A 26,337-nucleotide genomic window follows, 5' to 3' on the forward strand; every position below is an offset into this window, starting at 1 on the left:
GAATGAAGGTAGAAAAACTCAGCACCAACAAAGTTCGCATTTATCTCACCTATGAAGATCTCAACGATCGAGGCATTGATCGCGAGGAGATCTGGCAAAACGGGCGAAAAGTACAGGAACTGTTCTGGGATATGATGGAGCATGCTTACGCGGAAGTTGGGTTTGAAGTGGCAGGTCCGCTCGCAGTCGAAGCATTCACCATGCCGACAGAGGGGATCGTGGTCATCGTCACCCAGTTGCCGCCGTCGATGGCGAACGGAACTGACTCGGCGTTGCTGGACGAAGAGGATGATCTGGAACTGGATGCCGTTCCGGCCGATCTGAGCGAAGCCTTCATTTTCGTGTTCCAAGACTTTGAGGATGCCATTCGGGCGGCTCACTCGTTGCGGGCACATGACGGCTTGGGAGGTTCGTTGTACCACTACAAGAACCGCTACCATCTGTTCTTCGACGAAGAGGAGATCGCTGAGGATCAGTACGACACCGTCTGGTCGATCCTTCACGAATACGGCGACCTCTCGGCGACCACGAAAGCCATGCTCGAAGAGTACGGCAAGTGCGTCATGAATGGAAACGCAGTGCAAACGCTTACGGATCATTTTCCGCTTCAATAAATACGTGTAAAAATACGTGGAACAAAAAAACTCTTCGCTCACACTCGGTGAACGAAGAGTTTTTTTATCGGAAGAAATATTGCACGAGCTTCATTAACATCGCGGCAATGGCGGCGGCCATGAGGGGACCGACGGGGATGCCTTTGAAAACGACGATGCCGATCACGGAGCCGAGAATCATACCTACCATGAGTTCGGGGTCCATTTTTAACATGTATAGCCCTTGACCATTGACGTAGGTGGCGATGATGCCGCCCAGAAGTGCGCAGATGCCGCCGACGGTGAGGAAGGTGCCGAGCAAGTCTTTGGTTTGAATCTTGCCGTTGACGAGCGGCACCAACACCGAAATCATGAGAAACAACAGACCGAGTTCCAATCCTCGACGCTCCATCGTCGGGAAGAACCGCTGCAAATTCAACAGTTTCATAATCAACAACAGACTCGCCGCCGTCGCCAAGATGCTCGCGCGGCCGAAGATTCCGATGATGATCAACACGACGAGGACGATCTCTCCCGCCACATCCATCCGCCCTTCCTGCAGAAGCCTTGGTACAGATGTATATGGACGAGGTACAGGCAATAGACCATCGAACCCGTCTTAGAGCGTGTAGCGCAACGTATCGCTTCGCAACCCGCAACGGAGCGCTTCCAGCGAAATAAGATCGCGGGGCGCGATGTTGCCGAAGTTGACGTTCGGCCCGAACAGTTTGATCAATTCCTCCTGTTGGCTGCGAATCGGCGCTTCCCAGATCAGCAATTCCTGGTTGCCGACCGCTTGCACCAATTCGTCAAACTCGTCGCGCAAGATCTGCCCGTTGCAGTCAAACAAGCCAACGCCCTTGCCGGACTCCCGGCCTTCGATGATCACTTTGAAAGCGCCGGCTTCCAGATCGGCGGCGATCATCTGCAATTGGGTGGAGACGGGGAGGTGGGTGTCGTTTTCCTTTTTTCCAACTTCGGTGATGACTTTGAAGCCGTGTTGTTTGGCGGTCGAGATGATCTCGCGGCGCAACTCGGAGGTCAACGAGATGGTGCCGTCCGACACTTCCACCGTGCGAAATCCTAAGCTCTGGCAACGCTCCAAAAATTCGCGCCATTTGCCTTGCAGAACGGACGCTTCGAGAAACGTCCCACCCGGATAGACGTCGATGCCCGCGCCTTGCAACAGGGCGATTTTTTCTTGCAAGACTTGAGTCGGGTAGAGCTTGGAGGTGCCGAAGCCCAGTTTTACAAAGTCGATATAGGCGCCCGCCAGTTGCACGAGGTCACCCGTTTCTTGAATTCCAAGCCCGGTGTCGATCAACATCGTCAGCCCGCTGTCGGTACGCGGTTTGCCGAGTCGCCCGGGCAACGGATCGTGGAGGATGTCATCCCATGCGCGCTGGGTGGGTTTTTGTTGCATGCTTTCACTGACTCCTTTCGGTACATCAGGCTATCTCAGCCTATGAAAAAAGCGGGCGTGTGGTTACGCCCGCGCTTTTTTCTGAGCCAGTGATTTGCGATCCCATTCGATTTTCTGGTAGCGATCTTGCCCGCCGGTGTCTTGTTTGACTTTGATCCACATCCAGCAACACACCAAGCAGAGCAAGGCGAGTCCCGCCATGATCAGGTACATCATCCGCGGCGTGTCCATCAACGCGCCGAAGATCGGCGGTCCGGCCGCCACGCCGAGGAATCGAACGGAGCCGTAGAGCGACGTGATCGCCCCGCGCTCGTTTTGTTCGACCGACGAAGTGATCATCGTGTTCAGACAGGGCAACATCAACCCGGTCCCGATCCCGGAGACGCCCAAGAGGCTGAGTTCGATGTAGGGGTTGGTCAGGAACGCGTTGATCACGAGCGGCAGGAAGATCAATGCCAAGCCGCTGAGAACCAGCGTTTTCATAAGTCCGTAGTTCTGCTTGATCTTGGTCCCGGTGATGTACGAGGTCACGGCCATCAACAGCAGCGGACCCGCGAGGATAAATCCGCGCATGAGACCTTCGATTTTGTGTACTTCCTCCAAAATCTGCGCAATGTAGAACAGAACGCCAAACAGGATGAACAGCGCAACGACACCGGCGAAATAGGCGGTGAGGAGGAACTTGTATTGTTTCTTGAAGGTTTTTTTGAGGGTGGAGAGGTACTTTTTGACTTCTTGTTTGGGGCCGGTCTTTTTCGGTTCTTTGACAAAAAAGTACACCAGAGCGGCGGAGAACAGGCAGATGATCGGGAACGCGAAGAACGCGGCGTACCAGAAGAGCATGGCGAGCAACACCCCGAATATGGGGGACAGCACTTTGCCAAGACCGTTTGAAGCCTCGATGAGTCCGAGCGCTTTGGCACGGGAGGCTCCTTTCCAGAGGTCCCCCGCAAGCGCCATGGCAATCGGTGCGGTGCCGGCAGCTCCTAGACCTTGCAGCACACGGCCGACCATGATCAGCCAGTACGGCGAGCTGAGCAACCAAGCTGCGAGTCCCGCGACCACACCGCCTGCTCCGTACAGCAAGAGCCCGGGAACGATTACCACTTTGCGGTTGTAGCGGTCGGAGAGAAAGCCGGCCAACGGGATGATGACCCCCGCCGGCACGGAAAACATCGTGATCACCAGCGAGGATTGGGTTTTCGTGATGCCGATCGTCTCTTGCATCGTCGGCAAGATCGGGATCAGCATCGAATTCCCCAGCACCATGATCAGGGGCACCATCGCCAGCGAGAACAGGGGGAGAAAATGAATCTTCGTTCCGGTGGATTCCAACAGGTTTCACTTCCTCTGCGATTGTAGTGGTGCTCTCTTGTAGTTTGCGGTGTTTGAGGTGTACCCTATGAGTGGAGATTGTTGGACACAGAAGGAGAGTGACATCCATGAACGGTGTAAACCCGCAAGATTTGCTTCAACTCATCGCCACTCGTCGCTCGATCCGCAAATGGACCGACCAAGAAGTTCCGGACGAACTGATCCGCGAAGCGCTGACCGCAGCGACGTGGGCTCCCAACGGCGGCAACTTCCAGCCGTGGCACTTCGTCGTGATCAAGAACCGAGACGTCATCCATCAGATCGCAGACGCCGTCCAGGAAAAAACGCTGCTGATGGCATCGTGGCCGGAAGCGGAAGCCTATGGCGAACATGTGGAGCGTTGGAAGTCTTCCAGCGACTTTTTCCGCACCGCACCTGCTTGTGTGGCGGTGTATATGGGAGACTATCGTTCCATCGCGGACCGACTGCTTGCAGAACGAGGTCGTCAAGACTCGGATGCGGCGGCGATGGAGGATGCGCGCAAAGTCGGCTCTTCGCGACTCCAGACCATCGCGGGGGCGGTCATGCAGATGTTGTTGATGTTCCATGCCCAAGGTCTGGGAGCCGTCTGGATGGCGGGCCCGCAACAGGCGAAGCAGGAGATTGAAGCGATCTTGCCTCCGATGGAAGGCATGGATTTCGTCGCTTTGGTTCCGGTCGGATATCCGGCCCAAGAGCGGGAGTTAACTCGCAAACCTGTAGAAGAAGTGTCCACGTGGTTGAAATAAGCAGGCAGGTCAGGAAAATGAAAAACCATTCGCACATGCGTGCGGATGGTTTTTTTTGTACATGCTAGTAGGCGGGCATTTACACTACACGGAGGTGTTCGAAATGGGAATCTTGAGTGGCAATCCGAAGCATGAACCGATGCATTATGGGGAAGTGGACGCTGTTTGGGGGTCGTTGGCGGCCAAGTACGGGATCATCTCGCATTACCAAGTGTTGTTGAACCAATCGGGGGACGCAGACCTGCGCGACTTCATCGAGCAGTCGATTGATACATGTCGGGAAGAAGCGGCCGAATTGGCGAAGTTGTTGACGGAAAACGGCGTCGCACTGCCGCCCGCAGCGCCTGAAAAGCCCAAGGCGGACCTCGAACTGATCCCGCCTGGCGCACGCCATACGGACATGGAAATTGCATCGATGCTTGCTGTTGACAACGGGGCGGGTCTGGTTGCTTGTTCCAAAATGATGGCGATGTGCATCCGCGAAGACATCGCGGCGCTGTTCATGACGATGCACACCAAAAAAGCGGAGATGGGCCTGCGTCTGCTCCGTATGTTGAAGGAAAAAGGCTGGCTGGTCGTCCCGCCGTTGCACGTGAACACGGCAGAACACCGCGAGTAAATTTATACCTTGACAGAATTTTGCGAGTGCTGTACTGTAATAAAATAATCAGACAAAACAACTGAACAAGCAAGAAACTCTCTTATCCAGAGTAGGCGGAGGGACTGGCCCGATGAAGCCCGGCAACCGACATGCGGTTATTTTTTCAGCACACGCATGCACGGTGCCAATTCCTGCAGGATCTAACGATCCTGAGAGATGAGAGAAAGGACCCCCTTATGTCTACATAAGCAAAGGCCTTTCTCCACTGGGAGAGAGGCCTTTTTTGCTTGCATCACAACTTAGGGGGACTTCAATATGACGCATCTTGAAACCAAATTCGCACAGATTGGCAACCGACGTGACCCGCAAACCGGCTCGGTCTCGTCTCCGATCTACCTCTCCACCACGTACAGCCATCCGCAGCTCGGTGTTTCCACCGGCTTCGACTATACGCGCACCAAGAACCCGACCCGTCAAACGCTCGAAGATGCCATCGCAGAACTCGAAGGCGGCGTGCGCGGGTTTGCCTACGCATCCGGCATGGCGGCGATTGCGGGGGTCTTCGGACTGTTTGCGCAAGGGGACCATCTGATCGTTTCGCACGACTTGTACGGCGGTACCTACCGCTTGATTGAACAGATTCTGCCGAAACAGGGCATCTCCGCCACGTTCGTGGATACAGGGGACGTGCAAGCGGTTGAACAGGCCCTGCAACCCAATACGAAGGGAATTTTCGTCGAAACGCCGACCAACCCGACGATGCGAATCACCGACCTCAGTGCCATAATTGAAGTAGCAAAACGTCATAACGTGTTGACAATCGTAGACAATACGTTCATGACCCCCTATCTGCAACGTCCGTTGACGCTCGGTGCCGACATCGTCGTCCACAGCGCGACCAAGTATCTCGGCGGTCACAACGACGTGCTGGCAGGTCTGGTTGTCGCACGGGAGACAGAAGTAGGAGACAAAATCTACTTCCTGCAAAACTCCATCGGCGCGACACTCGGCCCGCAAGATTGTTGGCTGCTGATGAGAGGGATCAAGACGCTGGCGTTGCGCATGGATCGTCACCAAGAGAACGCCTTGCTCGTCGCCGAATGGTTGGCGGAGCATCCGGCGATCTCCACCGTGTACTTCCCGGGGTTGTTCGGCCATGTAGGTCGTGACATTCATCTGAGCCAAGCAGCAGGATACGGCGGCATGCTGTCGTTTGAAGTGGAGAGCGAAGCACTCGTGGAGCCGTTGTTGCGCCACTTGAAACTGATCACGTTTGCCGAATCGCTTGGCGGGGTGGAATCGCTGATCACCTACCCGGCTCGTCAGACGCACTTTGACATCCCGGAGGAAATTCGCATCTCGGTGGGCGTCACCAATTCCCTGTTGCGACTCTCGGTGGGCATCGAGCACCACAGCGATCTCATTGACGATCTCGCGCAAGCACTGGCAGCGGCAGAGAAGGAAATTGGAGTGAAGGGAGTCCAAGCAAGCCATGAGTGAGAAAAAAATTTCGTTCGCCACCCACGTGTTGCATACGGGCAATGAAATCGATCCGGTAACGGGGGCAGCGGCATTTCCCATCTATCAAGCGTCGACGTTCCACCAAGAAGATCCGTGGAACCCGCCGGCTTACGAATACGCCCGCTCGGGCAACCCGACTCGCCATGCGGTCGAAGATGCAGTCGCCAAACTTGAGGGCGGTACGCGCGGGTTTGCGTTCGGTTCTGGCATGGCGGCGATCACCACGACGTTGTTCCTGTTCTCGCAGGGCGATCATATCGTTGCCTGCGATGACATCTACGGCGGTACGTTCCGGGCGCTGACCCAGTTGATCAACCGCTTCGGCATCGAAACGACGTTCGTCGATGCGACGAATTTGGATGAAATTCGGGCGGCGATTCGTCCGAATACGAAAGGGCTGTTCCTCGAAACACCGTCCAACCCGACGATGAAGATCATCGACTTGGCGGGTGCGGCACAGATTGCCAAGGAACACGGTCTGCTCTCGATCATCGACAACACGTTCATGACGCCGTACCTCCAACGACCGTTGGAACTTGGCATCGACATCGTCATTCACAGTGCGACCAAGTTCTTGGGCGGACATTCGGACGTGGTGGCGGGCGTCGTCGTCACGCGAGATGAGGAGCTGGGCAAACGGTTGTACTTTCTCCAAAATGCATGCGGCGGCGTGCTCGGCCCGCAAGATTGCTTCTTGCTCCAACGCGGGTTGAAGACGCTCAAAGTCCGCATGGATGCGTCCTGCGCCGGTGCGGAAAAAATCGCCCACTATCTCTACGAACGCGGCGACATCGAGCAGGTCTACTATCCGGGCCTGCCGTCTCACGCAGGTCACGAGATTCAAAAGTCACAAGCGGACGGCTTCGGCGCTGTCGTGTCGTTCGACCTCGGTACCGAGGAGCGAGCTCGCAAATTGATGGAACGCGTTCAATTGCCGCTCGTCGCCGTCTCGCTCGGTGCGGTGGAATCGATTCTGTCCTACCCGCGCATGATGTCCCACAACGGCATGCCCGCCGAAGAACGCCTCAAGCGCAAGATCGGCGACGGCTTGCTGCGCTTCTCGATTGGCTTGGAAGACCCGAACGATTTGATCGCCGATCTGGAACAAGCATTGAAGTAAAATTTACCATTGTGTAGAATGACCCATAGAGCATCCTAACGTATACTCCGTATGCTTAGGATGCTTTTTTTCTATGTCATAGATTGTGCAGAAGGTGGGAGAGAGATGGAATCGACAACGATGGAGATGGTGCACCGCTACATCGGTTTGGTTTTGATCGTGCTGGTCGTCGGGATGTTTGGCGGACGATTGGCACGCGTGTTGCGCATCCCGGACGTTGCGTTGTATTTGTTGATTGGGGTTTTGGTCGGGCCGATCTTGCATTGGGTGGAATTGTCTCCGCAGTCGCTGGCCGACCAGTTGATCATCATCGTCGGAGCGGCGCTGATCTTGTTCGACGGAGGACGAGCCATCCAGTTCGGCGTTTTGAAAAAAGTTTGGTTCACGCTCTCGATGCTTTCCATTCCCGGTGTGTTGATCACAGCCGTCGTGACGGCCGGTGCGGCGTATTATCTGCTGGATTTGCCGCTTTCGATTGCGTTCTTGCTGGCGGCGATCATCGCTTCGACCGACCCGGCGACGTTGATTCCGGTGTTCCGTCAGGTGCCGATTGATGAAAAAGTCAAACAAACGGTCGAGTCGGAGTCTGCTTTCAACGACGCGACGGGTTCGATTGTCACGTTCACCGCTTTGGGCGTTGTGACGGGCGGCCAATTTGCCGTCGGAAGCGCTCTGTGGGAATTTGTAAAAATGGCCGCCGGCGGTCTGATCATCGGACTCGTGTTCGGCTGGTTGGCGACCGTGATGATTTCGAGACGACGCGGAGGCTTTTTGCGTGACTATGCTTCGATTGTGGTCATCGTCGTGGCGCTTGGAGCGTATCTCGTCGGGGACTTGATGGGAGTCAGCGGCTTCATGGCGACGTTCACCGCAGGTCTAATGCTTGGCAATCACCAAAAGCTCGGCTGGCCGACAGATGAAGAACGGCTCGAGGGCGTCGGGCACTTTTTTGAAGGCATCACCTTGATTTTGCGGATGATGATCTTCATCTTGCTCGGGTCGCAAGTGGACTTCTCGTCGCTGGCCGATTTCTGGTGGCAAGGGCTGCTAATCGTCTTCGTGTTTATGTTCATCGCCCGACCCTTGACCGTCTTTCTCTGCGCGGGGCCGGATCGGATGGCGAAATGGACGCTCAAAGAACTGCTGTTCATGTGCTGGGTGCGCGAAACGGGCGTCATCCCGGCGGCGTTGGTCGCACTGATTGCCGGTATGGACATCCCGCACTACCGCGCGATTGCTTCGGTGACGTTCATGGCGATTCTGATCACCATCGTCTTGCAAGCGGGGACGACGGGAATTGTGGCACGCAAACTGGGTGTGGCATTGGATTTCTCTGGCGACCGTGGGAAACACTAGAGCTATCCACGGAAGACAGGGAGGGATCGAGATGAAACCTTTTAACGGTGTAACGCACAAAGACGGCGGCGAAAAAGACATGATCGCGTTCGACAATCCGGACGATGCCGATGCGCTGGAGAACATCCCCGAAGCGGCAAAAGGGTACGAAGAAACCTTGGTCGTGGTGGACAACCCTGACGATTTTGACGACGAAGGGGAACAAGTTTAACGTGTGAATTTTCTGGCGACAACCCACCCTGCTTCTGTTAGAATGGGGGCAAGGGAGGGATGTCCGCCATGACGATGTTTCAACCTGCGATTGGAACTGACGATTTGGAAGAACTCGTGAGCAAGTACCAGAAGCAACTCGATACGGAGGCTTTGCTGTATCTGGAAAGTCGGGACATCTCGGAGAAGACGATCGCGAACTTCTCGCTTGGTTATGAGGACATCATCATCGGGTTTTCCGTTGCAGAGAACAGCGGGCTCCTGCCGGGCCGGATCGTGTTTCCGATTCGCGACATGGAGGGGCGCATCCGCGATCTGATCGGGCGAACCATCGATGACCGCGAGCCCAAATACAAGGCATTGCTTGGCGATTCCATGGTGTTGTTCAATGAGCCTGTGCTCGCGGACAACTCGGAAATTGTGATTGCGGGCGGGATGTTCGATGTCTTGTCGCTGCACCAAGTGCCGATTCCGGCTGTCGCGGTGCCGGATTGCTATTCGTTTCACAAAGACCAAGCCCAACTGTTTGCAGACAAGCGCGTGTTCATCTGTTTCGGCAACGACGAGGAGGGCCGCCGGGAAGCCGAGCGTGTCTTTAACTTGTTGGAAGCGGTGGCGGAGGAAGTGTTCATCGTGACGCTGCCGGAGGGAATCAAAGACATTAACGATTTGTACGTGCGGGCGGAGAATGCCAAGGAAGTGTTCGTTTCGCTGATCAATCGGGCGATTCAGACCAAGCAAGAGTCCGGCATGCCGCCGGATGAGCACTATCTGACCACGTACAACGAGGAATTTTTAAAGCGTCAGCGCGGGCAGACGACCGGCATTCCGTCGGGGGTCGCGGAGCTTGACGATCTGTTGCTGGGTGGGTTTCGACCCGGACTTTACGTGTTGAGCGGGCCGATTGGCTCGGGCAAGACGACGCTCTTGCGTCAGATGGCCGACCATGCGGCGTTTCTCGATTGTCCGGTCGCTTACTTCTCGTGGCAGAATTCGTCGTTTGAACTCTGGGCGAACTCGATCGGGCGGCTCTTGAACGTCTCGTGGCGTGATATTTTACTGGGCAACGCCAACCCGGAGATGGTGAAGCAGGCGAATGAGCATTATAACGAATTCGCCGATCACATCTGGACGCTCGAAGCTTCGGTGGACAACAGCGTCGAGGACATCGCCGATTTTGTGCAAAGGATTGCACAAACCAACGGACGAGAGCCTGTCGTGTTTCTCGACTACTTGCAACGCATCCCGCACAGCAAGCAGGAGATGTTGCCGTCGCAGGAGCGGGCTTCGATGGTCGCCTATGAGTTGCACATGCTCGCCCGCGACTTGAATTGCCCGGTGATTGTGGCGGCCAATGCGGACCGCGAGGACCGGGACGGCGAGTTGTTGGCGCAGGCGTTGGAAGCGACCGTGGATGTATGGATGCATCTGTCGGCGTATGATGCGGTGGACGACACGCATGAGTTGCAAGTTGTGCAGAATCGCAACGGCGACCGTGGATCGATTCGTGTCGCATTGGGTCAAGATGCGGCGATTTTTCGCTCTACCGTAGAATAAGGCGGCATATGGACGAGTTAGTTAGCTGATTGGGCTTGATCGAGGAATTTGGACTCTTACCGTGTTTCATTGCGTCTGAACCTGTATTCATGAACTTTCCATGCGAGTATGGAAGGTGTATATTGGTTGAGGTTAGAATACCTTTCAAATGTTCAAAGGTGGTCGAGTCGAAGTGAGTACCCATAACGCAACCTCGAATGTTACATCAAACGAACCTGCTGAGAATCTGAACGTTCTGACCAGCACCCAGCTGGTCATTGGCGAAGCGTTAAACAAACTTGGCTATGGCCAAGAAATGTTTGAATTGCTCAAGGAACCGCTCCGTGTCCTGACCGTTCGTATCCCGGTCCGCATGGACGACGGCTCCGTCAAAGTGTTCACGGGCTACCGTGCTCAACACAATGACGCAGTGGGCCCGACCAAGGGTGGCATTCGCTTCCACCCGGAAGTGACCGAAGATGAAGTAAAAGCTCTCGCGATCTGGATGTCGCTGAAGTGCGGCATCGCAAACCTGCCGTACGGCGGGGGCAAGGGTGGCATCATCTGCGACCCGCGCGAGATGTCGTTCCGTGAACTGGAGCGCCTGTGCCGCGGGTACGTCCGTGCGATCTCGCAGATCGTCGGGCCGACCAAGGACATCCCGGCTCCGGACGTGTTCACCAACTCGCAGTCGATGGCTTGGATGATGGACGAATACTCCCGCATCCGCGAATTCGACGCACCGGGCTTCATCACCGGCAAACCGCTGGTGCTCGGCGGCTCCTATGGCCGTGATTCTGCGACTGCACGCGGCGTGGCGATCGCGATCCAAGAAGCGGCGAAAGTCAAAGGCATCGATCTGCAAAACGCGCGTGTCGTCGTCCAAGGCTTCGGCAACGCGGGCGGTTACCTCGCGAAATTCATGCACGACGCGGGTGCGAAAGTCGTCGGGATCTCCGACGCGTACGGCGGTCTGCATGATGAAAACGGCCTCGACATCGAGTACTTGCTCGACCGTCGCGATTCGTTTGGCACGGTGACCAAACTGTACAAAAACGTAATCTCCAACCAAGAGCTGCTGGAACTGGATTGCGACATCCTCGTACCGGCTGCGATTGAGAACCAGATTACGGCACGCAACGCCCACAACATCAAGGCGCAGATCGTCGTCGAAGCGGCAAACGGCCCGACGACCATCGAAGCGACCAAGATCCTCTCGGAGCGCGGCATCTTGCTCGTTCCGGACGTGGTGGCGAATGCAGGCGGCGTTATCGTCTCCTACTTCGAGTGGGTGCAGAACAACCAAGGCTACTACTGGAACGAGAACGAAGTCGACGAACGTCTGCAGAAGATCATGTCGAGATCGTTCCACACCGTCTACGAAACCGCTCGTGCGCGCAAGATCGACATGCGTCTGGCGGCGTACATGGCCGGCGTTCGCAACATGGCGGAAGCAAGCCAATTGCGCGGTTGGGTGTAAGAGCCGTTTTTGGTATACTAAAAGGGTGGGACTCCGCAACGAGTCTCGCCCTTTTTTACATGAAGGAGGTTTTGGAGTTTCATGACATACACAGTACCGAAGAACATCGAGACGTTGGTGAACACGTTCACCGAGATGATGACGGGCGAAGCGTCGCAGGAGAATGTGGAAGCTGTCGTGCAGTGGGCGATCTACATGCATGTCCGATCCGTGATGCCGCCGCTCGTGCAACATTGGCGCACGGCAGAACCGGAGAACGGGCAGGCGGTCTCTGAAGCGATCAAGCAAGTACAGGCTCTGAATGCGGCGTGGAAAGAAAAGCGCCAGACGACGGCACCGACACCAACACCAACACAAGACTGATTGACCTACATACTAGGACTGGACATCGAAGGCTCTCGCAAACGTAAGGTTGGCGGGAGCATTTTTTCATAGTGAGACGAGGGAGCTGAGAGAGATGACGAAGCGACTGGACACGAATGTACCGGGCGATTTTTTTGTAAACTCGAATTGCATTGACTGTGACCAATGCCGACAGATCGCGCCGGCGAATTTCTCCGATGTCCGGGGGATGTCTGCGGTGACGAAGCAGCCGCGTGGGGACGAGGAGCGGCGGTTGGCGATGCACGCCTTGCTGACGTGCCCGACGGGGGCGATTGGCAGTGAGAACCAAGAAGGGCTGCAAGCGGCGATGGAGGACTTTCCTCTGTTGGTAGAGGAGAATGTGTATTTCAACGGGTTCACGGCGCGAAATTCCTACGGGGCGAGTTCGTACTTGATCTTGCACCCGGACGGCAATTGGTTGGTGGACGCGCCGCGGTACGTCCCGCAGTTGGTTGAGAAGTTTGAGCAGTTGGGCGGCATTCGGTATATCTTCCTCTCGCACCAAGACGATGTGGCCGATGCGGCGCGTTATGCGGAGAAATTCGGGGCGGAGCGGATCATCCACGAGTGGGAGTTGAGCGCGCAACCGGACGCGGAGCATGTGATTCAGGGCCTGGACACGGTGGAGTTTGCGCCGGAGTTTCGAATTCTCGTGCAACCGGGGCATACGCGCGGGCATCTCGTGTTGCTCTATCAGGAAAAATACCTGTTCACCGGCGACCATCTCGCGTGGGATCGGGAGCGGCAGGACCTCGATGCGTTTGAAGATTTCTGTTGGTATTCGTGGGAAGTGCAAGGTCGGTCGATGGCGAGACTGGCGGGCGAGACGTTTCAGTGGGTGTTGCCGGGGCATGGCGACCGCAAGAAGCTCCCGGCGGACGAGATGCGTGTGCGCATGAACCAATTGGTGCAACGGATGGGGGCTCGCGCATGAAGCTCTTGATTCTCTCCGACTTGCACTGTGACAACAACCACCAGCGGCTGGGGAAGAGCATCGTCCCCGCCGTATCTTCCTACATCCGCGAAGTGGCACCCGACAGAGTACTCGTCGCGGGCGACATGGCGGGCGGAGCAGATCGGTGCATTCGCTACATCGAGGAGTTGGAACAGAACTCCGGTGTGGCGCTGTCCTACATCCCCGGCAACCACTCGATCTGGACGGACAAGCGAACCGATTCATGGCACGAGTATGAAAAACTCCGCGATCACCACTCGTCGTTGATTGGAAAACCGCTGTTGCTCGGCACGGACTGGGCGGTGATCGGCGACATGGGCTGGTATGACTACACCTATCGGGAAGACTCTTGGTCGCGGGAGGAGTGCGTCTCTCGCAAAGAGAGCTATTGGCGGGACGCTGCGTTTGCCCGCTGGGGCATGGAGGACGAGGAAGTGACCGATCGGATGCTGGACTCGTTTCGGACGCAGTTGGAAGCGCACCGAGACCGCAGGGTCGTTTTTGTCAATCACTTCATTCCGTATGACGACTATGTGCCGATCTCGCCGCGCAACAAGGTGTGGAACATGATTCGTCCGTTCATGGGCAGCTCGCGGATCGGCGATTTGCTGGACGATATGCCGCATGTGGAACATGTGATCTTCGGGCATGTGCATTATCGATTCGGCACCAAGCGCCGTGGAGACAAGTTGGTGCATTGCCACCCGCTCGGATATACGAGCGAGTGGCAATCGCAGCAGATTGAAAAAGAGATCCGGTCGGCGAGTTGCGTGATCAAACTGTAACCGAAAATACCCCTCCTCTGGTATACTGTACCTAACCCAAGGGAGAGGTGTTTTTTGTGTCTCATTTGCAATTTCAGCCGGACTTCTTGTCCGTTTCTTATAAAGGGTTGACTCTCGCGCTGCTCCCGAAGGAGTATGCGTTGCTGGATTTTTTGTATCAAAACCGCGGTCATGCGTTCACCCGCGAGGAACTGCTGGACCGCGTCTGGCCGCTTGAGACGCCGATCGATCGCACGGTGGACGATCACGTGTACCGTCTTCGGAAAAAAATGAAGCCTTGGGCGGACGTTGTCAGCCTCGATACGGTGCGCAGTATCGGGTATCGTTTGACGGTCAAGGACGTGCGGCCCATGACGGTGATGCCGTCGCATCAGGATGCCGAACTGAAGGAATTCGCAGCCAAGATGCTCCACAAGTACCATCTCTTCGGGCAGGGAGATGCGATTCAGATGCTCTACCAACAGCAGAAAGTGTTGGGGATTGAGCTGGACCCTTTTTATGAGATCTACGTACGCTTCATTTCGGGTGACTTGATGTGGTTGGCGGAAGCGACGAACGTCCCGATTGAGAACCGGCTGTATTTGTTGCTGATCACGTATGTTTTGGCCGGGGAGAATCCACAGGAAGCGGTGGACTTCATCGAGCGGGCGTTTGCTTCCGGGTTGTTGCCGGAGAAGCACCGGCAGGAGTTGTACATCCTCGACATGCTGTTTCCGATGATGATGGCGGGGCAGGTGGAGCAGGCGTTGGAGCGTTTTGAGAAGGTTTCGTACCCGACGATTGAGGAACAGGGGTGGGAGCGGGGCTTTCTCATGCCAACGCTGCTCGCCGAGTCAGCGGCGTTTTTTCTGACGGGGCAGTATGAGCGGTTGGAGGCGCAGTTGGATCGGGTCGAGGCGATGATTCAGGAAGCGCCATATCTGCGAGAGAGCGGGTATTATCGTTTGGCCCGCGGTGTGTGGGAGATTCACAACGGGCGCAAAGCGGTGGGGAAAGCGACGTTGGATGAGGGATTTGATATCTTGCGGCAATCGAAGTTTGTGCCGCAGTATTTGTTGTTCTTGCGCAAGGCGGTGTTTTTCTTTGAGAAGCATCTGGATGAGCCGGAGTTGTATCGGGAGTATCGGGCGTTGTGGAAGGATGCTTGTAAGCAGTATCGGTTGGAGGAAGTTGCAGGGAAGATCAGGGAGACGTTGAGGAAGATTCTCTCTTGATTTGGGAAGATGATATGAAAAAAGAAGCCCTTCCATAGATGGAAGGGCTTGTTTGTTAGCAATAGTTGCCGTCTTCGTCGATGCCGATCGGGTAGTAGGGCATGGAGTCGATCAGTTCGTATAGGTCGTCATGTTCGCCGGAGAGCCAGTCGACGGTGAAGTCTTTGGGGTTGACGTACTCCCAGTCGATTTCTTCGTCGTCGTCTTCGCTCTCCTCGTCTACTTCCTCAACGTCTTCCTCTTCGCTGTATTTCTCATCATTTTCGAGGTTGAGCTTGTCGCACGCGAGCCAGTATTTGCGGAAGATCGCGACGACGCGTCCGGAGCAAGAGATCGGGTCGAAGTTTCGGCGTACCCAGATCTCCAATTCCTCTTCGGTTGTGAAATTCTCACGGTTCCGTTCACGGATTCCTTTCAAAAAAGCTTCTTCATGCGCCACGGCTGCTCGCAGCTCACGTACATACTCTTGATAGAGCTGTTCATATGCATTCATCTGTGCTCACGGCTTCCTTCCTTATCAGTAAGCTACGAATATTGTTCCCACACCTCTCTGACATTCCTCTGACAAACCAACGAAATTCCTCTGACATTCCCCTTGTATGCTGTGTGTATAGAAGCAGAACAGGGGGAATTTTTCATGTTACGAAAAAACAAACCGTTCCAGCGGTTGTTCATCGCGTATGCGCTCTCGACGCTTGGAGATTGGTTCGACATGATGGCGATTTCGGTGTTGATCGGGTATGTATGGAACGCCGATCCGATGATCATGGCGCTCGTTCCGTTGACGTTTGCCGTGCCGGGTCTGTTGTTCGGGCAAGTCGCGGGTGTGCTGGCAGATCGTCTGCCGAAATTGAAGCTGTTGATTGCGTCTGATGTGGTGAGTGCCGGCTTGACCGTGGCGTTGATGTTTGCGCCGAATGTCACGGTGTTGCTCGCCTTGCTGACCGTGCGTTCCTGTGCGGGTACGTTCCATTTTCCGGCACAGAATGCGCTGACTCGTCACATCGTCGCGGAGGAAGAGTTGCTGCGGGCGACGTCGCTGAACGGCATGGTGAACCAGATCGGCAAGGTTCTCGGGCCAATCATCGGCGCGACGTTGGTTGCGGCGTTTTCTCCGCAGGCTTGCTTGTTGGTAAATGCGATCTCGTTCGGGCTGTCGGCGTTGGTTTTGCTGACGGTGGGGAGAGTGGAGGAAAAAAGTGCGAGTGCGGTGGTAACTGCTGAGCAGGGGGAGTTGGCCAGTGTGAAAGTGCCGGAGGAGAAGCCGTCCTTCTGGGAATCGTGGAAAGACGGATGGAAGGTACTCGCAGGCAATCGAGTGGTGTTGACCTGGTTGGTGTTTGGGTTGATGGCATCGACGGCGTTGCAGTTGGGGGATTTCCAGTTCCCCGTGTTGTTTCGGGAGTATGATGCAACGCGGACGGACTTGTTCGGATATGCAGTGGCTGCGATTGGGATCGGGTCGGTGATTTGCATCGCGGTGCTTGGACGGATGAAGGAGATCAAGAAGTACGGGTGGTTGTTCGGCGGCGGTATTCTGCTGTTGGGTGTGCTGTTCGGCGGGGTAGGGTTGATTCAGCCGGGGATGCCGTGGTGGTTGATTATCGTAATTGCGCTGGTTGGCGGGATTGGAAACGGGTTGACGATGACGGGCACGAATTATGTGTTGCAGAAGGAGACCCCGCAAGAGGCTGTGGGGAGAGTTTCGGGGATTATGAATTCGTTGTTCAGCGTAGTGCTGATCGTGTCGCCGTTGACGGGCGGGGTGTTGGTGAGGACGCTGGGAGCGGGTGTGACGTTTAAGGGGATTGGGATGGTTTTGGTTGTGATAGGGGTGTTGGGGTTTGTGGTGGAGAAGGTTTGGTTTCGGGGGAAGCAGGGAGTTACGTCTAGAAAATCCGTCCAACTTGATTCTTCACAGTAATGAACACTGAGAAATGAGGATAATGAACTCTGTCACTATTCGATTGGTGTGCTTATAATAACATACGGATATAGATAACGGAATAGTAAACTTGATAATGAACAAATGGAGTGGGTCATTTGCGACCCGCTCTTTTTGTTATGATCGGCGTTGCCTTTTGATGAAAAACTTGGTATGAATAATCAATTTTTATCAAAGTACGCATAATTGACTTTGCTCCGCTCCCGTATTGAGCACACCTGAACATTGCCGAATCACGGTAATGAACACCTCCGAAAAGTGACTGAATTCATACCTCAAAAACCTAGTGTTCATGCACTCACATCGTCCCCAATTGGATTATGAATTCGATGTTTAGTGTGGTGATGATAGTGTCGCCGTTGAGCGGTGGTTTTTTGGTCAGGTCGCTCGGGGCAGGGGTTACGTTTCAGGGGATTGGCGGGTTTTTGGTGGTGATGGGGGTTTTGGAGTTGGTGATTGAGAGGGTTTGGTTTGGGGGGGAGGAAAGAAGCAGAAGCTTCTTTGAAATCTGTTAAGCTTGATTCTTTTCATCAATAAGAACAATGAGACCTAGTCGTAGTGATGCCGTGTCCATATGGATACGGTTTTCTTATGAAAATAAATCTCATCATTTGGTGGGCTTTTAGCGTTGCTCACTCGTTCAACTGTAGATAAACATAAGAAACCACACAAAGTATAGTTATGTACCCATGATTGAGAATGAACGACGGAGGGGATTTTTTCAGCCATCCGATGCCTTAACTGGCATAATTCCGGATCTTTTGATACAGAAAATACCTCCTGCGAATTTCCTGTACGCGACGCACTGGTAATGGATAAAAATTGACAATTCGTCTTTGTTGTGTATTATATGGAATATCTGTTATCAATTGAAATAGGAGTGTTGATATGCTTAGACTGACAGTCATCCAAGATATTATTTCACCGGTTAAGAACAACAAATTTTTTATCGAAGAGGATTTTGTGATTGATCAACAAGTGAAAGATGGCCAAATTTGCGTGAATATTCACTACAAGTATGATAATAGTTTGTATTTTAATATGGTTGTAAGTATTGATTTCTCAAATAAGGCAAGTGCAATTGCGCAAGTTAGCCCGGGGATTATCATAAAGACTCAAAGTATTGCAATAAAGGAGTTGTCGGATGCTAAGTACCAATTATCCAATTGGTTGATTAGACTTGAGGAAGAAATGAAGTTAATGCCCTTAGAAAGAAAAGTTTTTGAGCATGAGGATAAAATTAGAAAATGGGAGGAGGTATTTGAGGAGGTACCGGATAAATATTTTACGAAACAAGAGGCTGAAAATCTAATAGAAAGATTGGAAAAGTTGGAGAAAGAGTTGCATCAAAAAATTGAAAACACCGTAGATCCTAACTTAAATATAGAAAGTGAATTAGACAAAATCCACTCTGATATGAGTTCTTTAAAAGAACAAATCCAAATTCTCTCCAGAAAGAATTGGATGAGTTCGTTCTTAGCTAGAGCTTTGAATTGGGCAAACAGAAACCCCGGTACTATCCGAGGTATTGTAGAGGGTACAAAAGGGCTTTTACCTGATGAAGTTAGTTCAAAAATTCCGAATGAGATAGTAGAACTTTTAGTACCAGAAGAGAATTAAAATGATATAGTAGCGCTGTTAGGATACGAACTGCGTTGTTTACGGTTCGGGAGGAAAGTCCGGCTGCGTTTCTTGCAGGAATGTTGGGATGGTCGATCCACTTCTTTCGTTCATATGTGAGGTAGTTTACATAGGACTCAATGCACGACCGACTGAATTCTGAATGATCGTTCTCTCGGAACCACCGCTTGAAGCGTTCGAGGCCACCCTTATAGGAAACTAACGTTTGCTCGGATTTTTTCTCTGAGCGTTTAGAAGTCAAAAACAACTGAATCGTCTCGTCAATGTCGAGGTTGCGATGAGTATGTGTTTCCGTCATCATTCGAAATTTCGTCATCTTAGATACCCCTTTTTAGGATAATGAACATTGCCGAATCACGGTAATGAACACCTCCGAAAAGTGACTGAATTCATACCTCAAAAACCTAGTGTTCATGCACTCACATCGCCCCCAATTGGATTATGAATTCGTTGTTCAGCTTGGTGCTGATCGTGTCGCCGCTGCCGGACGGGGTGTCGGTGAGGACGTTGGGAGCGGATTTTGATTCGAGGGAAGAGGCAAGCTACGCATGTGCACTCCGTACAACTTAATTCCTCACAGTGATGAACACTGAGGATTAAGAGAAATGAAAATTTGTCACTATTTAAAAGATGTGTTATTAATAGAAGAAAAGTTGGGGGCAGAAAAACTTATTGTGTCTAAAGAAATGGAGTAGGTCATTTGTGACCTGCTCTTTTTTCATGGCAAGTATTAGCACAATTAAGTTTTAGCAAAGCACTCATAATTGGCTTTGTCACACCTGATGCTTTATTTGTTATGAGCTATTCCCTAATTACGATCTTCCTAAAACTGCATCAAATATTGAAACAATACCGAGGCATCCATAAAACTAGTGGAAATACTAAGATCACCATGTTTCAAAATATTTCAGAAGAATATGTACATTATATAGGGATTTCAGTATAATTGATTACTGATCAAGAGTTACTTTTGACTTATACATTGAAATATAGGGTTGCCGTTCTGGGGGGATCGATATGAGTACGCTTTTAGCTCCATCACATACAGCTGTGGACAAGATACCTTTGGGTAGGCGGATCGAGGAAATCAAGAGGGAGAAGGGTGGGTATTACTCCAACGTTGCAATGGCAGGCCGGTTAGGCATTCATGTTGAGACGTTGCGGTTCATGCTGAAAGGGAAACGAGAAATCTATACCTTCGAGTTCGATAAAATTGCAATTGACCTAAAAATGTCAGTGGAACGAATCTTACAAGAGGACATAAAGGAAGAAGTGGCTCACTTATCTGGGGATTTGAAGGAATGCAAGAACTCTGCTGAATCCATTCAACGTGCCCTGAGATTAATGGAAGCTGCCCAGGGTATTTCGGAAATTCACTATGCTCTAACTCGGCTAGGGATCGCATTTCGAAATGCTTACCAATTTACTGACTCGAATAAAGTCTTCAAGGACTCACACCAACTTGCACTAAAAATGCAAGAACACTATGGCGAAACAGATGCACTATACAGCAACGTATACCATCTCATTGCATCATTTACTGCAATCCAAGATTATGTAACAGCTTCAAAACTGTTGGATGAGATCATGCCATTTTTTGAAGCAATACCAAGTAGGCTTTCAGCAATCAGTTACCAAAAGGCAAAAATAGAAGAAACGAATGGGAATTTTTTTACTGCTAAGGAGTATGCAATAAAATCGTATCAGTACGCAGAGCAAAGCGGAAATCATGTCACTGTCGCAAGAACGCAATTGAATCTCGCGCACTTTCATTACGTACTATCGGAATACAAAGAAGCGAGTGAATTACTTGTTCGTGCGATTGAAGGATTGGAAAATGATACGAGAACCCAACTAATTGCACACAAAGAATTAGGTAAGACATTGCTAAAACTTGAATTGAAGGAGCAGGCACTTGCGCAGATACAACTTTCTCTTGTTAAAGCGAAAGACTTAGATTGGAAGGATATGATAGGAAAATTGATGATTCTCATGTCAAAGGCATGTGGGGACCCGAGCTATGCAGAAACAATACTCAATGATACGACAAATAGCCTACGGATCCGTTACCTGGCCAGCAAATGCTTGCTAGAACATTTCAAGACGCTTAATGACGGGGCAAACTTTTTACATTATTCTAAGATTACAGAGGGGTTGTGTGTTGACTTCGCTGACGTTCTTGATGAGGGGGAGTTGTAGGGTGAAAAGGGCAGTTCTCTTTGGATTACTTGTTGCATTTGCAGTATGTGTAAGCAGTTCGGTATTTTCGAGTAAGGAAAAAGTGGCTGAAACAGTTCCGATCTTTCCAGATTCAATTAGTATGAAAAATCTATAATAGGCCTCATGCAAACACACCTCCACTGGGGGTGTTTTTCTTTTGGCTAAGTAAATTATCTGAAAAAATCCGTCATCGTAACCTACTACCATTTGCGAAGTGGATAACAAACGATTCGTTAAATAAAGGTGATACCATGATAATATCTCAGTAATCAATAAAGGAGAGAAGTTTAGATGGAAACATTCGGTCAACGTCTTCGCCAACTGCGAATGAAAAAAGGCCTGACTCAAATGCAACTCGCAGAAGGCATCATCACACCTTCCATGTGTTCGCAAATGGAATCTGACAAAGCGAGACCTTCTTGGCATGTCTTGGAGAAGATCGCACAGAAATTAGAGGTCTCGCCGGACGAACTCATCGGCAACTCTCAACTAAACATGGCCGTGACCAGCGAGTACCGGCTTGTGAAAGGGCTGCTCTCTGCCGGTGAGTATTCAAGTGCTCTGCCATTGTTGGAAAAAGTCATGAGAGCCAACAATGGGAAGTTCGACCCGTTTGAGCTCCGATACGACTATGCGAAATGTCAGTTGGAGCTACACCATTTTCGAGAGGCAGAGGAGACCTTCCAGCAATTGTTGGAGCACGCAAACTCAAACAGTGGGAGTGCGATCCTTGCGGTTCGAGTTCTGTATCAACTGGGTCAAATCGAATTGAAACGGAAACGACTTCAACTCGCGGAGCATTACATCGCTCTTGCTCTTTCAAAGCTAGAATCGACCGGGGTGAAAGATGTGAATTTGCAATGCTCCCTACTGCTGACATTGGGCGAGGTTCAAAAGCAGGTAGGGCAGATGAAAAAAGCGTTTGTCACCTACCAATTGGCGTTGCCGATCCTAACAGAACGTGAAGATATCCAAGGGCTGGGCAATCTCTATATCAAATTGGCTCAGACCGCACACAACGCCGACGATTTCCAGCAAGCCGCCGAGTATTCCCAACGGGCTCAATGGTGCTTTGAAACGTTGAACAGCCAAGGTGAGAAGTTGGCGATTGAAGTTCGCCTTGCAGTTCTCCAAGGGGAGATGGGAGATCGAGACAAAGCGATAATCGACCTAGAGCGGATCGTGGAGGAGTACAGACAGGTACGTCGTGAGGAGGAAATGGGAATCGCGGTGATTGAACTCGCGAAACTCTACTATGCCGGTGGGAATCTTGATCTGGCAGAGGGTGCCTGTCAGACGGGTCGTACACTTCTGCCGACTGTTCATTCGTATCAAGCATGGGGAGCCAGGGTGCAAGCGGGGATTGCGCAGGCAAGAAGTCAGCACGTGGTCGCGATTAAATATATGAAACAAGCGGCTGAGTGCTTCAAACTCACTGAGTGTCAGACGGAGTTCGAAGAAACGATGCAAGAGCTCTCCCATTTGTATGAGTCTACCAACGACTGCCATAGCGCATTGCGAGTGATGCACGAAATGTGGTCATTCAATCGACAAGCCAGAGAGAACAGGGGAATCGTGCTGTGAGCCAAGTTGTGGTACCGAAGAACGTCAGCGAGTTTGCCCGATGAGGATGTGCTTCCATCAGGATTTTGAATGATTTTAAAAATATATTATAATTTTCATACTTATCTTGAAATTACTTTTCAACCTAAGCTATAATAGTCTGGAAAGAGTGTATTTAAAAAGGTCCCATAACAGCTGAGACATACATCCTTGGGGTTCTGAATCTGAAGGAGGTGTTTTCATTGAGTCAAATGTTTGATCTCGACGTTCAAGTACAACAATCTTTGTCGCATGATGGTCAAGCGTACACGTTGTCGTGTGTTTGCACGATGGTCGGCTGCTATCAAGACGGAAAGTAGTTTGAAGGAGTCATCACCGGTTTGTACAGAACTGGTGATGTTTTGTTTGTGTATGAACCTATAGGAGGTGAATACGAATGGAAAACATCTTTGACCTCGATGTTCAAGTAAACTCAACCGAAAGCGCAGCTAGTGCAGGTGTGGTTCCCCTTTGGACGGGAGAGCTGTGCTTCTCGCTCTCCTCTTGCCGACCTGCAGATATGTAGGATGCCTGCTGGTAATTCTGCGTTCGTCATTTGCAAAGACAATCACCTGTTCGGAATCGAACAGGTGATTGTCTTTGTGTGCGAATCATTCTTGGCCAAGATAACCAAGCAATCTGGCTTTTACGCTTTCCCATTCTCGGTCTAGAATGCTGTATACGTTCGTGTTTCGAAGGTAGCCATCATGATTGATCGACTCTTGACGCAAGGTTCCTTCAAATTGTGCTCCAATCCTTTGATAGGCGTACTCTTTTCCCCTCAAGCTCAACGGTACCTTTTAACACACGAAGCACTCCCTTTCTTACATGGCAAACCTGACACATGCGCCCACGGGCAGTGCTACTAATACTAAATAAACCCGATCAATGCCGCCATCCTTTGACGGCTTTTTTGCACTCATTTTGAGATGGTGTGATTCATTGAGGATGATTTCAGTGTGATATACTTTGATAGTAGTTTGAAACGTAAAACAACATCTGTGAAAGGCACGGGCTGCTACCATGGAAATCAGAAAACCAAACAGGACAGAACTTGAAGAAATAATGAAGCTTTCACCGCAATCTCTGTTTGAAGGGACAATGGGTAGATTTCAACCGTCAGATGAAAAAGCCATGCAACTTGTGGAACCGCTTTTAGAGAAGGGTTGTTATTATTTAGTAGCAACAACGGAATCAAACAGTTTAACGGGGTGGGTACTGGTTGGGTCCAGTAAGGATCAAATGACTGATGATGTGATTGGGTATATATATGAATTGTATGTAATACAAGAATTCAGGGGGAAAGGAATCTCAAGGCAGTTACTGAAAAGTGCCATTGAGAACCTCAAACGTGAGGGATACCTCGAAATTCGTCTGAATGTTTTTGCAGAAAACCATGCGATTCAACTCTACGAAAAAATGGGGTTTTCTGTGAGGGCGTTGAGTATGAGTTTGCCACTGTAAACCAGACGACAGGATGATGTGGAGATGATGAGTCATGGAAACAACTGTAAAGCAGATCGAACTGAATGGACTTCTGTTTCAATATCGGGAGACGGGGGAAGTGTCTGCGCCACCGCTGGTTGCGCTCCATGCATTGGGAGAGAGCGCAGAATCTTGGGATGAAGCCGCTGCTTGTTTGGGTGCAAAATACCGTGTGTTGGCGCTGGACCAGCGGGGACATGGCGGAAGTGCAAGGCCGGGGACGTATACATATGAACGGATGCGTGATGATTTGCTTCAATTTGTGAATCACATGGGTTTGGAAACGTTTACTCTCGTGGGTCACTCTATGGGTGGTGTGGTTTCCTATCTCTTCGCAGAAGCTTGGCCGTCACGGGTAGAGCGTTTGGTTGTGGAGGATGTTGCGCCTCCATTTCCGGAAAATCGTAGAGCCATTCCCGAAGAGCCAACCGTACCCATCCCGTTTGACTGGCGGGTGTTGACGTCGATTCTGCAGGAAGAACCAAATTCAGAATGGTGGGAACGTTTGTCTGACATCACCGCACCAACCCTTGTCATAGGTGGAGGGTCAACAAGTAACTTTCCTCAGCACAAGTTATTGGAAGTTTCGGAACGAATTGCTCAATGCGAAGTGGTGACGATCGAGGGTGCCGGGCATCATGTACATCTCAGCAATCTACCGGCATTTTTGGCTGCTGTGAGACCCTTTTTGAACGTCTGATGTTGTGAGGAGTGGCTACTGCTACTCCTTTTTTCAGGTCAGCTATTGGGATGATATTAACAAAGTAATTCTTTACATAAAAGTCTGAAAATTATATTATTGAGACACCTACTTACACCAAATGGAGGTCTCATGCATGAAAAAAACAGCATCCTTGCTGCTCACCTTATCCATCCTCTCCACCAGTTTTCTCCTCACAAACCCAGCCTCCGCAGCCACCACCCGCCAAAACTACGCACCCATCGTCCTCGTTCACGGCTTCTCCGGCTGGGGTCGTGACGAAATGCTCGGCTACAAATACTGGGGCGGATTCACCGACATCCAAGAAGACCTGAAAAACTACAACTACACCACCTACACCGCAGCTGTCGGCCCGGTCTCCAGCAACTGGGAGCGAGCGTGCGAACTTTACGCCGAGATCAAGGGCGGCACCGTCGACTACGGAGCCGCGCATGCCAAAAAATACGGCGTGTCCCGCTACGGCCGCACCTATCCGGGCATGTTCCCGCAATGGGGAGACGTAAACCCCACCACGGGCAAGATCAACAAAGTAAACCTCGTCGGGCACAGCATGGGCGGGCAAACCATCCGCACTCTCATTCAACTCTTGGAAAACGGCTCCCCCGATGAAATCGCTTCCACACCTTCCGACCAACTCTCGCCGCTGTTCAACGGCAAGAAAAAATCCTGGGTCCTCAGCGCAACCTCCATCGCAACCCCGCATGACGGCACGACGCTGACTAACGGGGTAGAGGGCATCGTGCCCCACGCACAGCAAATCATCGGCACCGCCTCCTCGATCGGCGGGCTGATCGGCGAGCCGGTGTACGATTTCAAACTCGACCAGTTCGGCCTGAAACGCCAACCGGGTGAATCGTTCTCTTCCTATTCAGATCGCGTCTACAACTCCCCGATCTGGACGTCCACGCACGACACCGCGCAGTGGGACCTCTCCCCAGACGGTGCCAAGGAACTCAACTCGTGGGTCAAAGCGCAACCTGACGTCTACTACTTCTCGTGGTCGACCGACGACACGTTCTACAACCTGCTCACCGGGCACCAAGACCCGTGGGCCGACATGAACTTGCCGCTGCAACCGCTCTCGTTCTTCCTGGGTTCCTACACGCGCAACCAAACCGGCCACGTCGTCACCGGCTCTTCATGGTGGAAAAACGACGGTGTCGTCAACACGATCTCCATGAACGGTCCCAAACTCGGCTCCACCGATTCCATCGTCACGTACAACGGCACCCCGCAAATCGGAAAGTGGAACTCGATGGGAACCCTGCCGTACGATCATCTGCAAGCGGTCGGAGTCGGGATCTACGACATGCGGGACTGGTACCGCAACCTCGCCACGCAACTCGGCTCTTTGCCGCAATAGCAGAAAGGAAAAAAGGACTTCCACGGGGAAGTCTTTTTTTCATAACGATCAGTTCGCAAAAAACGTCAAGGAAATACTTG

General features: G+C 52.0%; 26 protein-coding genes and 1 riboswitch. Of the genes, 22 read left to right on the top strand and 4 right to left on the bottom strand.

Features of this window, described 5'->3' with window-relative positions; all coding sequences use genetic code 11:
* Positions 1–2: 2 nt before the first annotated feature.
* Positions 3–614 carry an adaptor protein MecA gene (locus JJB07_RS13985; protein ID WP_201636043.1) on the top strand — a complete coding sequence of 204 codons (612 nt, stop codon included), beginning with the start codon at positions 3–5 and terminating at the stop codon, positions 612–614.
* Positions 615–678: 64 nt separating this feature from the next.
* On the opposite strand, the gene JJB07_RS13990 is transcribed toward JJB07_RS13985, so the two are convergent.
* From JJB07_RS13990 to JJB07_RS14000, 3 genes are all read right to left on the bottom strand, one after another.
* A complete protein-coding gene (locus JJB07_RS13990; protein ID WP_201636045.1) occupies positions 679–1,140 on the bottom strand; it encodes a DUF441 domain-containing protein in 462 nt (153 codons plus the stop codon).
* A 72-nt stretch (positions 1,141–1,212) separates the two neighbouring features.
* Positions 1,213–2,016: a phosphosulfolactate synthase gene (gene comA, locus JJB07_RS13995; RefSeq protein ID WP_201636047.1), complete on the bottom strand. Its 804-nt coding sequence runs from the start codon at positions 2,014–2,016 to the stop codon at positions 1,213–1,215.
* A gap of 63 nt (positions 2,017–2,079) precedes the next feature.
* Positions 2,080–3,351, bottom strand: a complete 1,272-nt coding sequence (locus JJB07_RS14000; protein WP_236588081.1) for an MFS transporter — start codon at positions 3,349–3,351, stop codon at positions 2,080–2,082.
* 107 nt (positions 3,352–3,458) lie between these two features.
* On the opposite strand from JJB07_RS14000, the gene JJB07_RS14005 reads away from it, so the two are divergent.
* The 12 genes from JJB07_RS14005 to JJB07_RS14060 all read left to right on the top strand — a co-directional run bounded on the left by JJB07_RS14005 (position 3,459) and on the right by JJB07_RS14060 (position 15,280).
* On the top strand, positions 3,459–4,118 hold the full coding sequence (locus JJB07_RS14005; protein WP_201636049.1) for a nitroreductase family protein: 660 nt from the start codon (positions 3,459–3,461) through the stop codon (positions 4,116–4,118).
* Between the two features lie 103 nt (positions 4,119–4,221).
* A complete protein-coding gene (locus JJB07_RS14010) occupies positions 4,222–4,737 on the top strand; it encodes a DUF3231 family protein (protein ID WP_201636051.1) in 516 nt (171 codons plus the stop codon).
* Positions 4,738–4,816: 79 nt separating this feature from the next.
* A riboswitch (SAM riboswitch) is annotated at positions 4,817–4,942 on the top strand.
* Between the two features lie 92 nt (positions 4,943–5,034).
* Positions 5,035–6,219 (top strand): aminotransferase class I/II-fold pyridoxal phosphate-dependent enzyme, encoded by a 1,185-nt coding sequence (locus JJB07_RS14015; RefSeq protein ID WP_201636053.1) that lies wholly within the window; start codon positions 5,035–5,037, stop codon positions 6,217–6,219.
* Positions 6,212–7,360 carry a trans-sulfuration enzyme family protein gene (locus JJB07_RS14020; protein ID WP_236588082.1) on the top strand — a complete coding sequence of 383 codons (1,149 nt, stop codon included), beginning with the start codon at positions 6,212–6,214 and terminating at the stop codon, positions 7,358–7,360. Before JJB07_RS14015 ends, JJB07_RS14020 begins: the two co-directional genes overlap by 8 nt.
* 105 nt (positions 7,361–7,465) lie before the next feature.
* Positions 7,466–8,716, top strand: a complete 1,251-nt coding sequence (locus JJB07_RS14025) for a cation:proton antiporter (RefSeq protein WP_201636055.1) — start codon at positions 7,466–7,468, stop codon at positions 8,714–8,716.
* A gap of 31 nt (positions 8,717–8,747) precedes the next feature.
* Positions 8,748–8,927 (top strand): hypothetical protein, encoded by a 180-nt coding sequence (locus JJB07_RS14030; RefSeq protein WP_201636057.1) that lies wholly within the window; start codon positions 8,748–8,750, stop codon positions 8,925–8,927.
* 68 nt (positions 8,928–8,995) lie between these two features.
* On the top strand, positions 8,996–10,483 hold the full coding sequence (locus JJB07_RS14035; RefSeq protein ID WP_201636059.1) for a DnaB-like helicase C-terminal domain-containing protein: 1,488 nt from the start codon (positions 8,996–8,998) through the stop codon (positions 10,481–10,483).
* A gap of 172 nt (positions 10,484–10,655) precedes the next feature.
* Positions 10,656–11,942, top strand: a complete 1,287-nt coding sequence (locus tag JJB07_RS14040) for a Glu/Leu/Phe/Val family dehydrogenase (protein WP_347338353.1) — start codon at positions 10,656–10,658, stop codon at positions 11,940–11,942.
* Between the two features lie 81 nt (positions 11,943–12,023).
* Positions 12,024–12,305, top strand: a complete 282-nt coding sequence (locus tag JJB07_RS14045; RefSeq protein WP_201636063.1) for a DUF2573 family protein — start codon at positions 12,024–12,026, stop codon at positions 12,303–12,305.
* A 94-nt stretch (positions 12,306–12,399) separates the two neighbouring features.
* Complete coding sequence (locus JJB07_RS14050; protein ID WP_201636065.1) at positions 12,400–13,260, top strand: MBL fold metallo-hydrolase; 861 nt, start codon at positions 12,400–12,402, stop codon at positions 13,258–13,260.
* Positions 13,257–14,066 carry a metallophosphoesterase gene (locus tag JJB07_RS14055; protein ID WP_201636067.1) on the top strand — a complete coding sequence of 270 codons (810 nt, stop codon included), beginning with the start codon at positions 13,257–13,259 and terminating at the stop codon, positions 14,064–14,066. Before JJB07_RS14050 ends, JJB07_RS14055 begins: the two co-directional genes overlap by 4 nt.
* A 56-nt stretch (positions 14,067–14,122) precedes the next feature.
* The gene (locus JJB07_RS14060) at positions 14,123–15,280 is read left to right on the top strand and encodes a winged helix-turn-helix domain-containing protein (RefSeq protein ID WP_201636069.1); all 1,158 of its coding nucleotides are present in this window, start codon (positions 14,123–14,125) and stop codon (positions 15,278–15,280) included.
* A gap of 55 nt (positions 15,281–15,335) precedes the next feature.
* On the opposite strand, the gene JJB07_RS14065 is transcribed toward JJB07_RS14060, so the two are convergent.
* Positions 15,336–15,773 (bottom strand): hypothetical protein, encoded by a 438-nt coding sequence (locus JJB07_RS14065; RefSeq protein WP_201636071.1) that lies wholly within the window; start codon positions 15,771–15,773, stop codon positions 15,336–15,338.
* A gap of 144 nt (positions 15,774–15,917) precedes the next feature.
* Here JJB07_RS14065 and JJB07_RS14070 point away from each other — a divergent pair, with 144 nt between their 5' ends.
* The 9 genes from JJB07_RS14070 (at position 15,918) to JJB07_RS14115 (ending at position 26,257) form a co-directional block, all read left to right on the top strand.
* A complete protein-coding gene (locus JJB07_RS14070) occupies positions 15,918–17,204 on the top strand; it encodes an MFS transporter (protein WP_201636073.1) in 1,287 nt (428 codons plus the stop codon).
* A 909-nt stretch (positions 17,205–18,113) separates the two neighbouring features.
* Complete coding sequence (locus JJB07_RS14075) at positions 18,114–18,845, top strand: hypothetical protein (RefSeq protein WP_201636075.1); 732 nt, start codon at positions 18,114–18,116, stop codon at positions 18,843–18,845.
* A 1,038-nt stretch (positions 18,846–19,883) separates the two neighbouring features.
* Positions 19,884–21,065, top strand: a complete 1,182-nt coding sequence (locus JJB07_RS14085) for a tetratricopeptide repeat protein (protein WP_201636079.1) — start codon at positions 19,884–19,886, stop codon at positions 21,063–21,065.
* 312 nt (positions 21,066–21,377) lie between these two features.
* Entirely contained in the window at positions 21,378–22,670 is a 1,293-nt protein-coding gene (locus JJB07_RS14090) for a helix-turn-helix domain-containing protein (protein WP_201636081.1), read from the top strand.
* A 230-nt stretch (positions 22,671–22,900) separates the two neighbouring features.
* Positions 22,901–23,008 carry an FDLD family class I lanthipeptide gene (locus JJB07_RS14095; RefSeq protein ID WP_236588115.1) on the top strand — a complete coding sequence of 36 codons (108 nt, stop codon included), beginning with the start codon at positions 22,901–22,903 and terminating at the stop codon, positions 23,006–23,008.
* Between the two features lie 77 nt (positions 23,009–23,085).
* Positions 23,086–23,214, top strand: coding sequence for an FDLD family class I lanthipeptide (locus tag JJB07_RS24515; RefSeq protein ID WP_201636085.1), 129 nt, complete (start codon positions 23,086–23,088; stop codon positions 23,212–23,214).
* A 497-nt stretch (positions 23,215–23,711) separates the two neighbouring features.
* On the top strand, positions 23,712–24,152 hold the full coding sequence (locus tag JJB07_RS14105) for a GNAT family N-acetyltransferase (RefSeq protein ID WP_201636087.1): 441 nt from the start codon (positions 23,712–23,714) through the stop codon (positions 24,150–24,152).
* A gap of 34 nt (positions 24,153–24,186) precedes the next feature.
* Positions 24,187–24,873 carry an alpha/beta fold hydrolase gene (locus tag JJB07_RS14110; protein WP_201636089.1) on the top strand — a complete coding sequence of 229 codons (687 nt, stop codon included), beginning with the start codon at positions 24,187–24,189 and terminating at the stop codon, positions 24,871–24,873.
* 136 nt (positions 24,874–25,009) lie between these two features.
* Positions 25,010–26,257: an esterase/lipase family protein gene (locus JJB07_RS14115; protein WP_201636091.1), complete on the top strand. Its 1,248-nt coding sequence runs from the start codon at positions 25,010–25,012 to the stop codon at positions 26,255–26,257.
* Positions 26,258–26,337 lie beyond the last annotated feature (80 nt).

The sequence above is a fragment of the Tumebacillus amylolyticus genome (assembly GCF_016722965.1).
Taxonomy (GTDB): domain Bacteria; phylum Bacillota; class Bacilli; order Tumebacillales; family Tumebacillaceae; genus Tumebacillus; species Tumebacillus amylolyticus.

Bases quoted from the DNA above. Each gene is read 5' to 3' on its own strand.
- JJB07_RS14010 (WP_201636051.1), top strand. From the start codon at position 4,222: ATGGGAATCTTGAGTGGCAATCCGAAGCATGAACCGATGCATTATGGG.
- JJB07_RS14095 (WP_236588115.1), top strand. From the start codon at position 22,901: ATGTTTGATCTCGACGTTCAAGTACAACAATCTTTGTCGCATGATGGT.
- JJB07_RS14030 (WP_201636057.1), top strand. From the start codon at position 8,748: ATGAAACCTTTTAACGGTGTAACGCACAAAGACGGCGGCGAAAAAGAC.
- JJB07_RS14020 (WP_236588082.1), top strand. From the start codon at position 6,212: ATGAGTGAGAAAAAAATTTCGTTCGCCACCCACGTGTTGCATACGGGC.
- JJB07_RS13990 (WP_201636045.1), bottom strand. From the start codon at position 1,140: ATGGATGTGGCGGGAGAGATCGTCCTCGTCGTGTTGATCATCATCGGA.
- comA (WP_201636047.1), bottom strand. From the start codon at position 2,016: ATGCAACAAAAACCCACCCAGCGCGCATGGGATGACATCCTCCACGAT.
- JJB07_RS14015 (WP_201636053.1), top strand. From the start codon at position 5,035: ATGACGCATCTTGAAACCAAATTCGCACAGATTGGCAACCGACGTGAC.
- JJB07_RS14035 (WP_201636059.1), top strand. From the start codon at position 8,996: ATGACGATGTTTCAACCTGCGATTGGAACTGACGATTTGGAAGAACTC.
- JJB07_RS14115 (WP_201636091.1), top strand. From the start codon at position 25,010: ATGAAAAAAACAGCATCCTTGCTGCTCACCTTATCCATCCTCTCCACC.
- JJB07_RS14045 (WP_201636063.1), top strand. From the start codon at position 12,024: ATGACATACACAGTACCGAAGAACATCGAGACGTTGGTGAACACGTTC.
- JJB07_RS14085 (WP_201636079.1), top strand. From the start codon at position 19,884: ATGAGTACGCTTTTAGCTCCATCACATACAGCTGTGGACAAGATACCT.
- JJB07_RS14105 (WP_201636087.1), top strand. From the start codon at position 23,712: ATGGAAATCAGAAAACCAAACAGGACAGAACTTGAAGAAATAATGAAG.
- JJB07_RS14065 (WP_201636071.1), bottom strand. From the start codon at position 15,773: ATGAATGCATATGAACAGCTCTATCAAGAGTATGTACGTGAGCTGCGA.
- JJB07_RS14075 (WP_201636075.1), top strand. From the start codon at position 18,114: ATGCTTAGACTGACAGTCATCCAAGATATTATTTCACCGGTTAAGAAC.
- JJB07_RS14110 (WP_201636089.1), top strand. From the start codon at position 24,187: ATGGAAACAACTGTAAAGCAGATCGAACTGAATGGACTTCTGTTTCAA.
- JJB07_RS14005 (WP_201636049.1), top strand. From the start codon at position 3,459: ATGAACGGTGTAAACCCGCAAGATTTGCTTCAACTCATCGCCACTCGT.
- JJB07_RS14070 (WP_201636073.1), top strand. From the start codon at position 15,918: ATGTTACGAAAAAACAAACCGTTCCAGCGGTTGTTCATCGCGTATGCG.
- JJB07_RS14025 (WP_201636055.1), top strand. From the start codon at position 7,466: ATGGAATCGACAACGATGGAGATGGTGCACCGCTACATCGGTTTGGTT.
- JJB07_RS14055 (WP_201636067.1), top strand. From the start codon at position 13,257: ATGAAGCTCTTGATTCTCTCCGACTTGCACTGTGACAACAACCACCAG.
- JJB07_RS14090 (WP_201636081.1), top strand. From the start codon at position 21,378: ATGGAAACATTCGGTCAACGTCTTCGCCAACTGCGAATGAAAAAAGGC.
- JJB07_RS24515 (WP_201636085.1), top strand. From the start codon at position 23,086: ATGGAAAACATCTTTGACCTCGATGTTCAAGTAAACTCAACCGAAAGC.
- JJB07_RS13985 (WP_201636043.1), top strand. From the start codon at position 3: ATGAAGGTAGAAAAACTCAGCACCAACAAAGTTCGCATTTATCTCACC.
- JJB07_RS14050 (WP_201636065.1), top strand. From the start codon at position 12,400: ATGACGAAGCGACTGGACACGAATGTACCGGGCGATTTTTTTGTAAAC.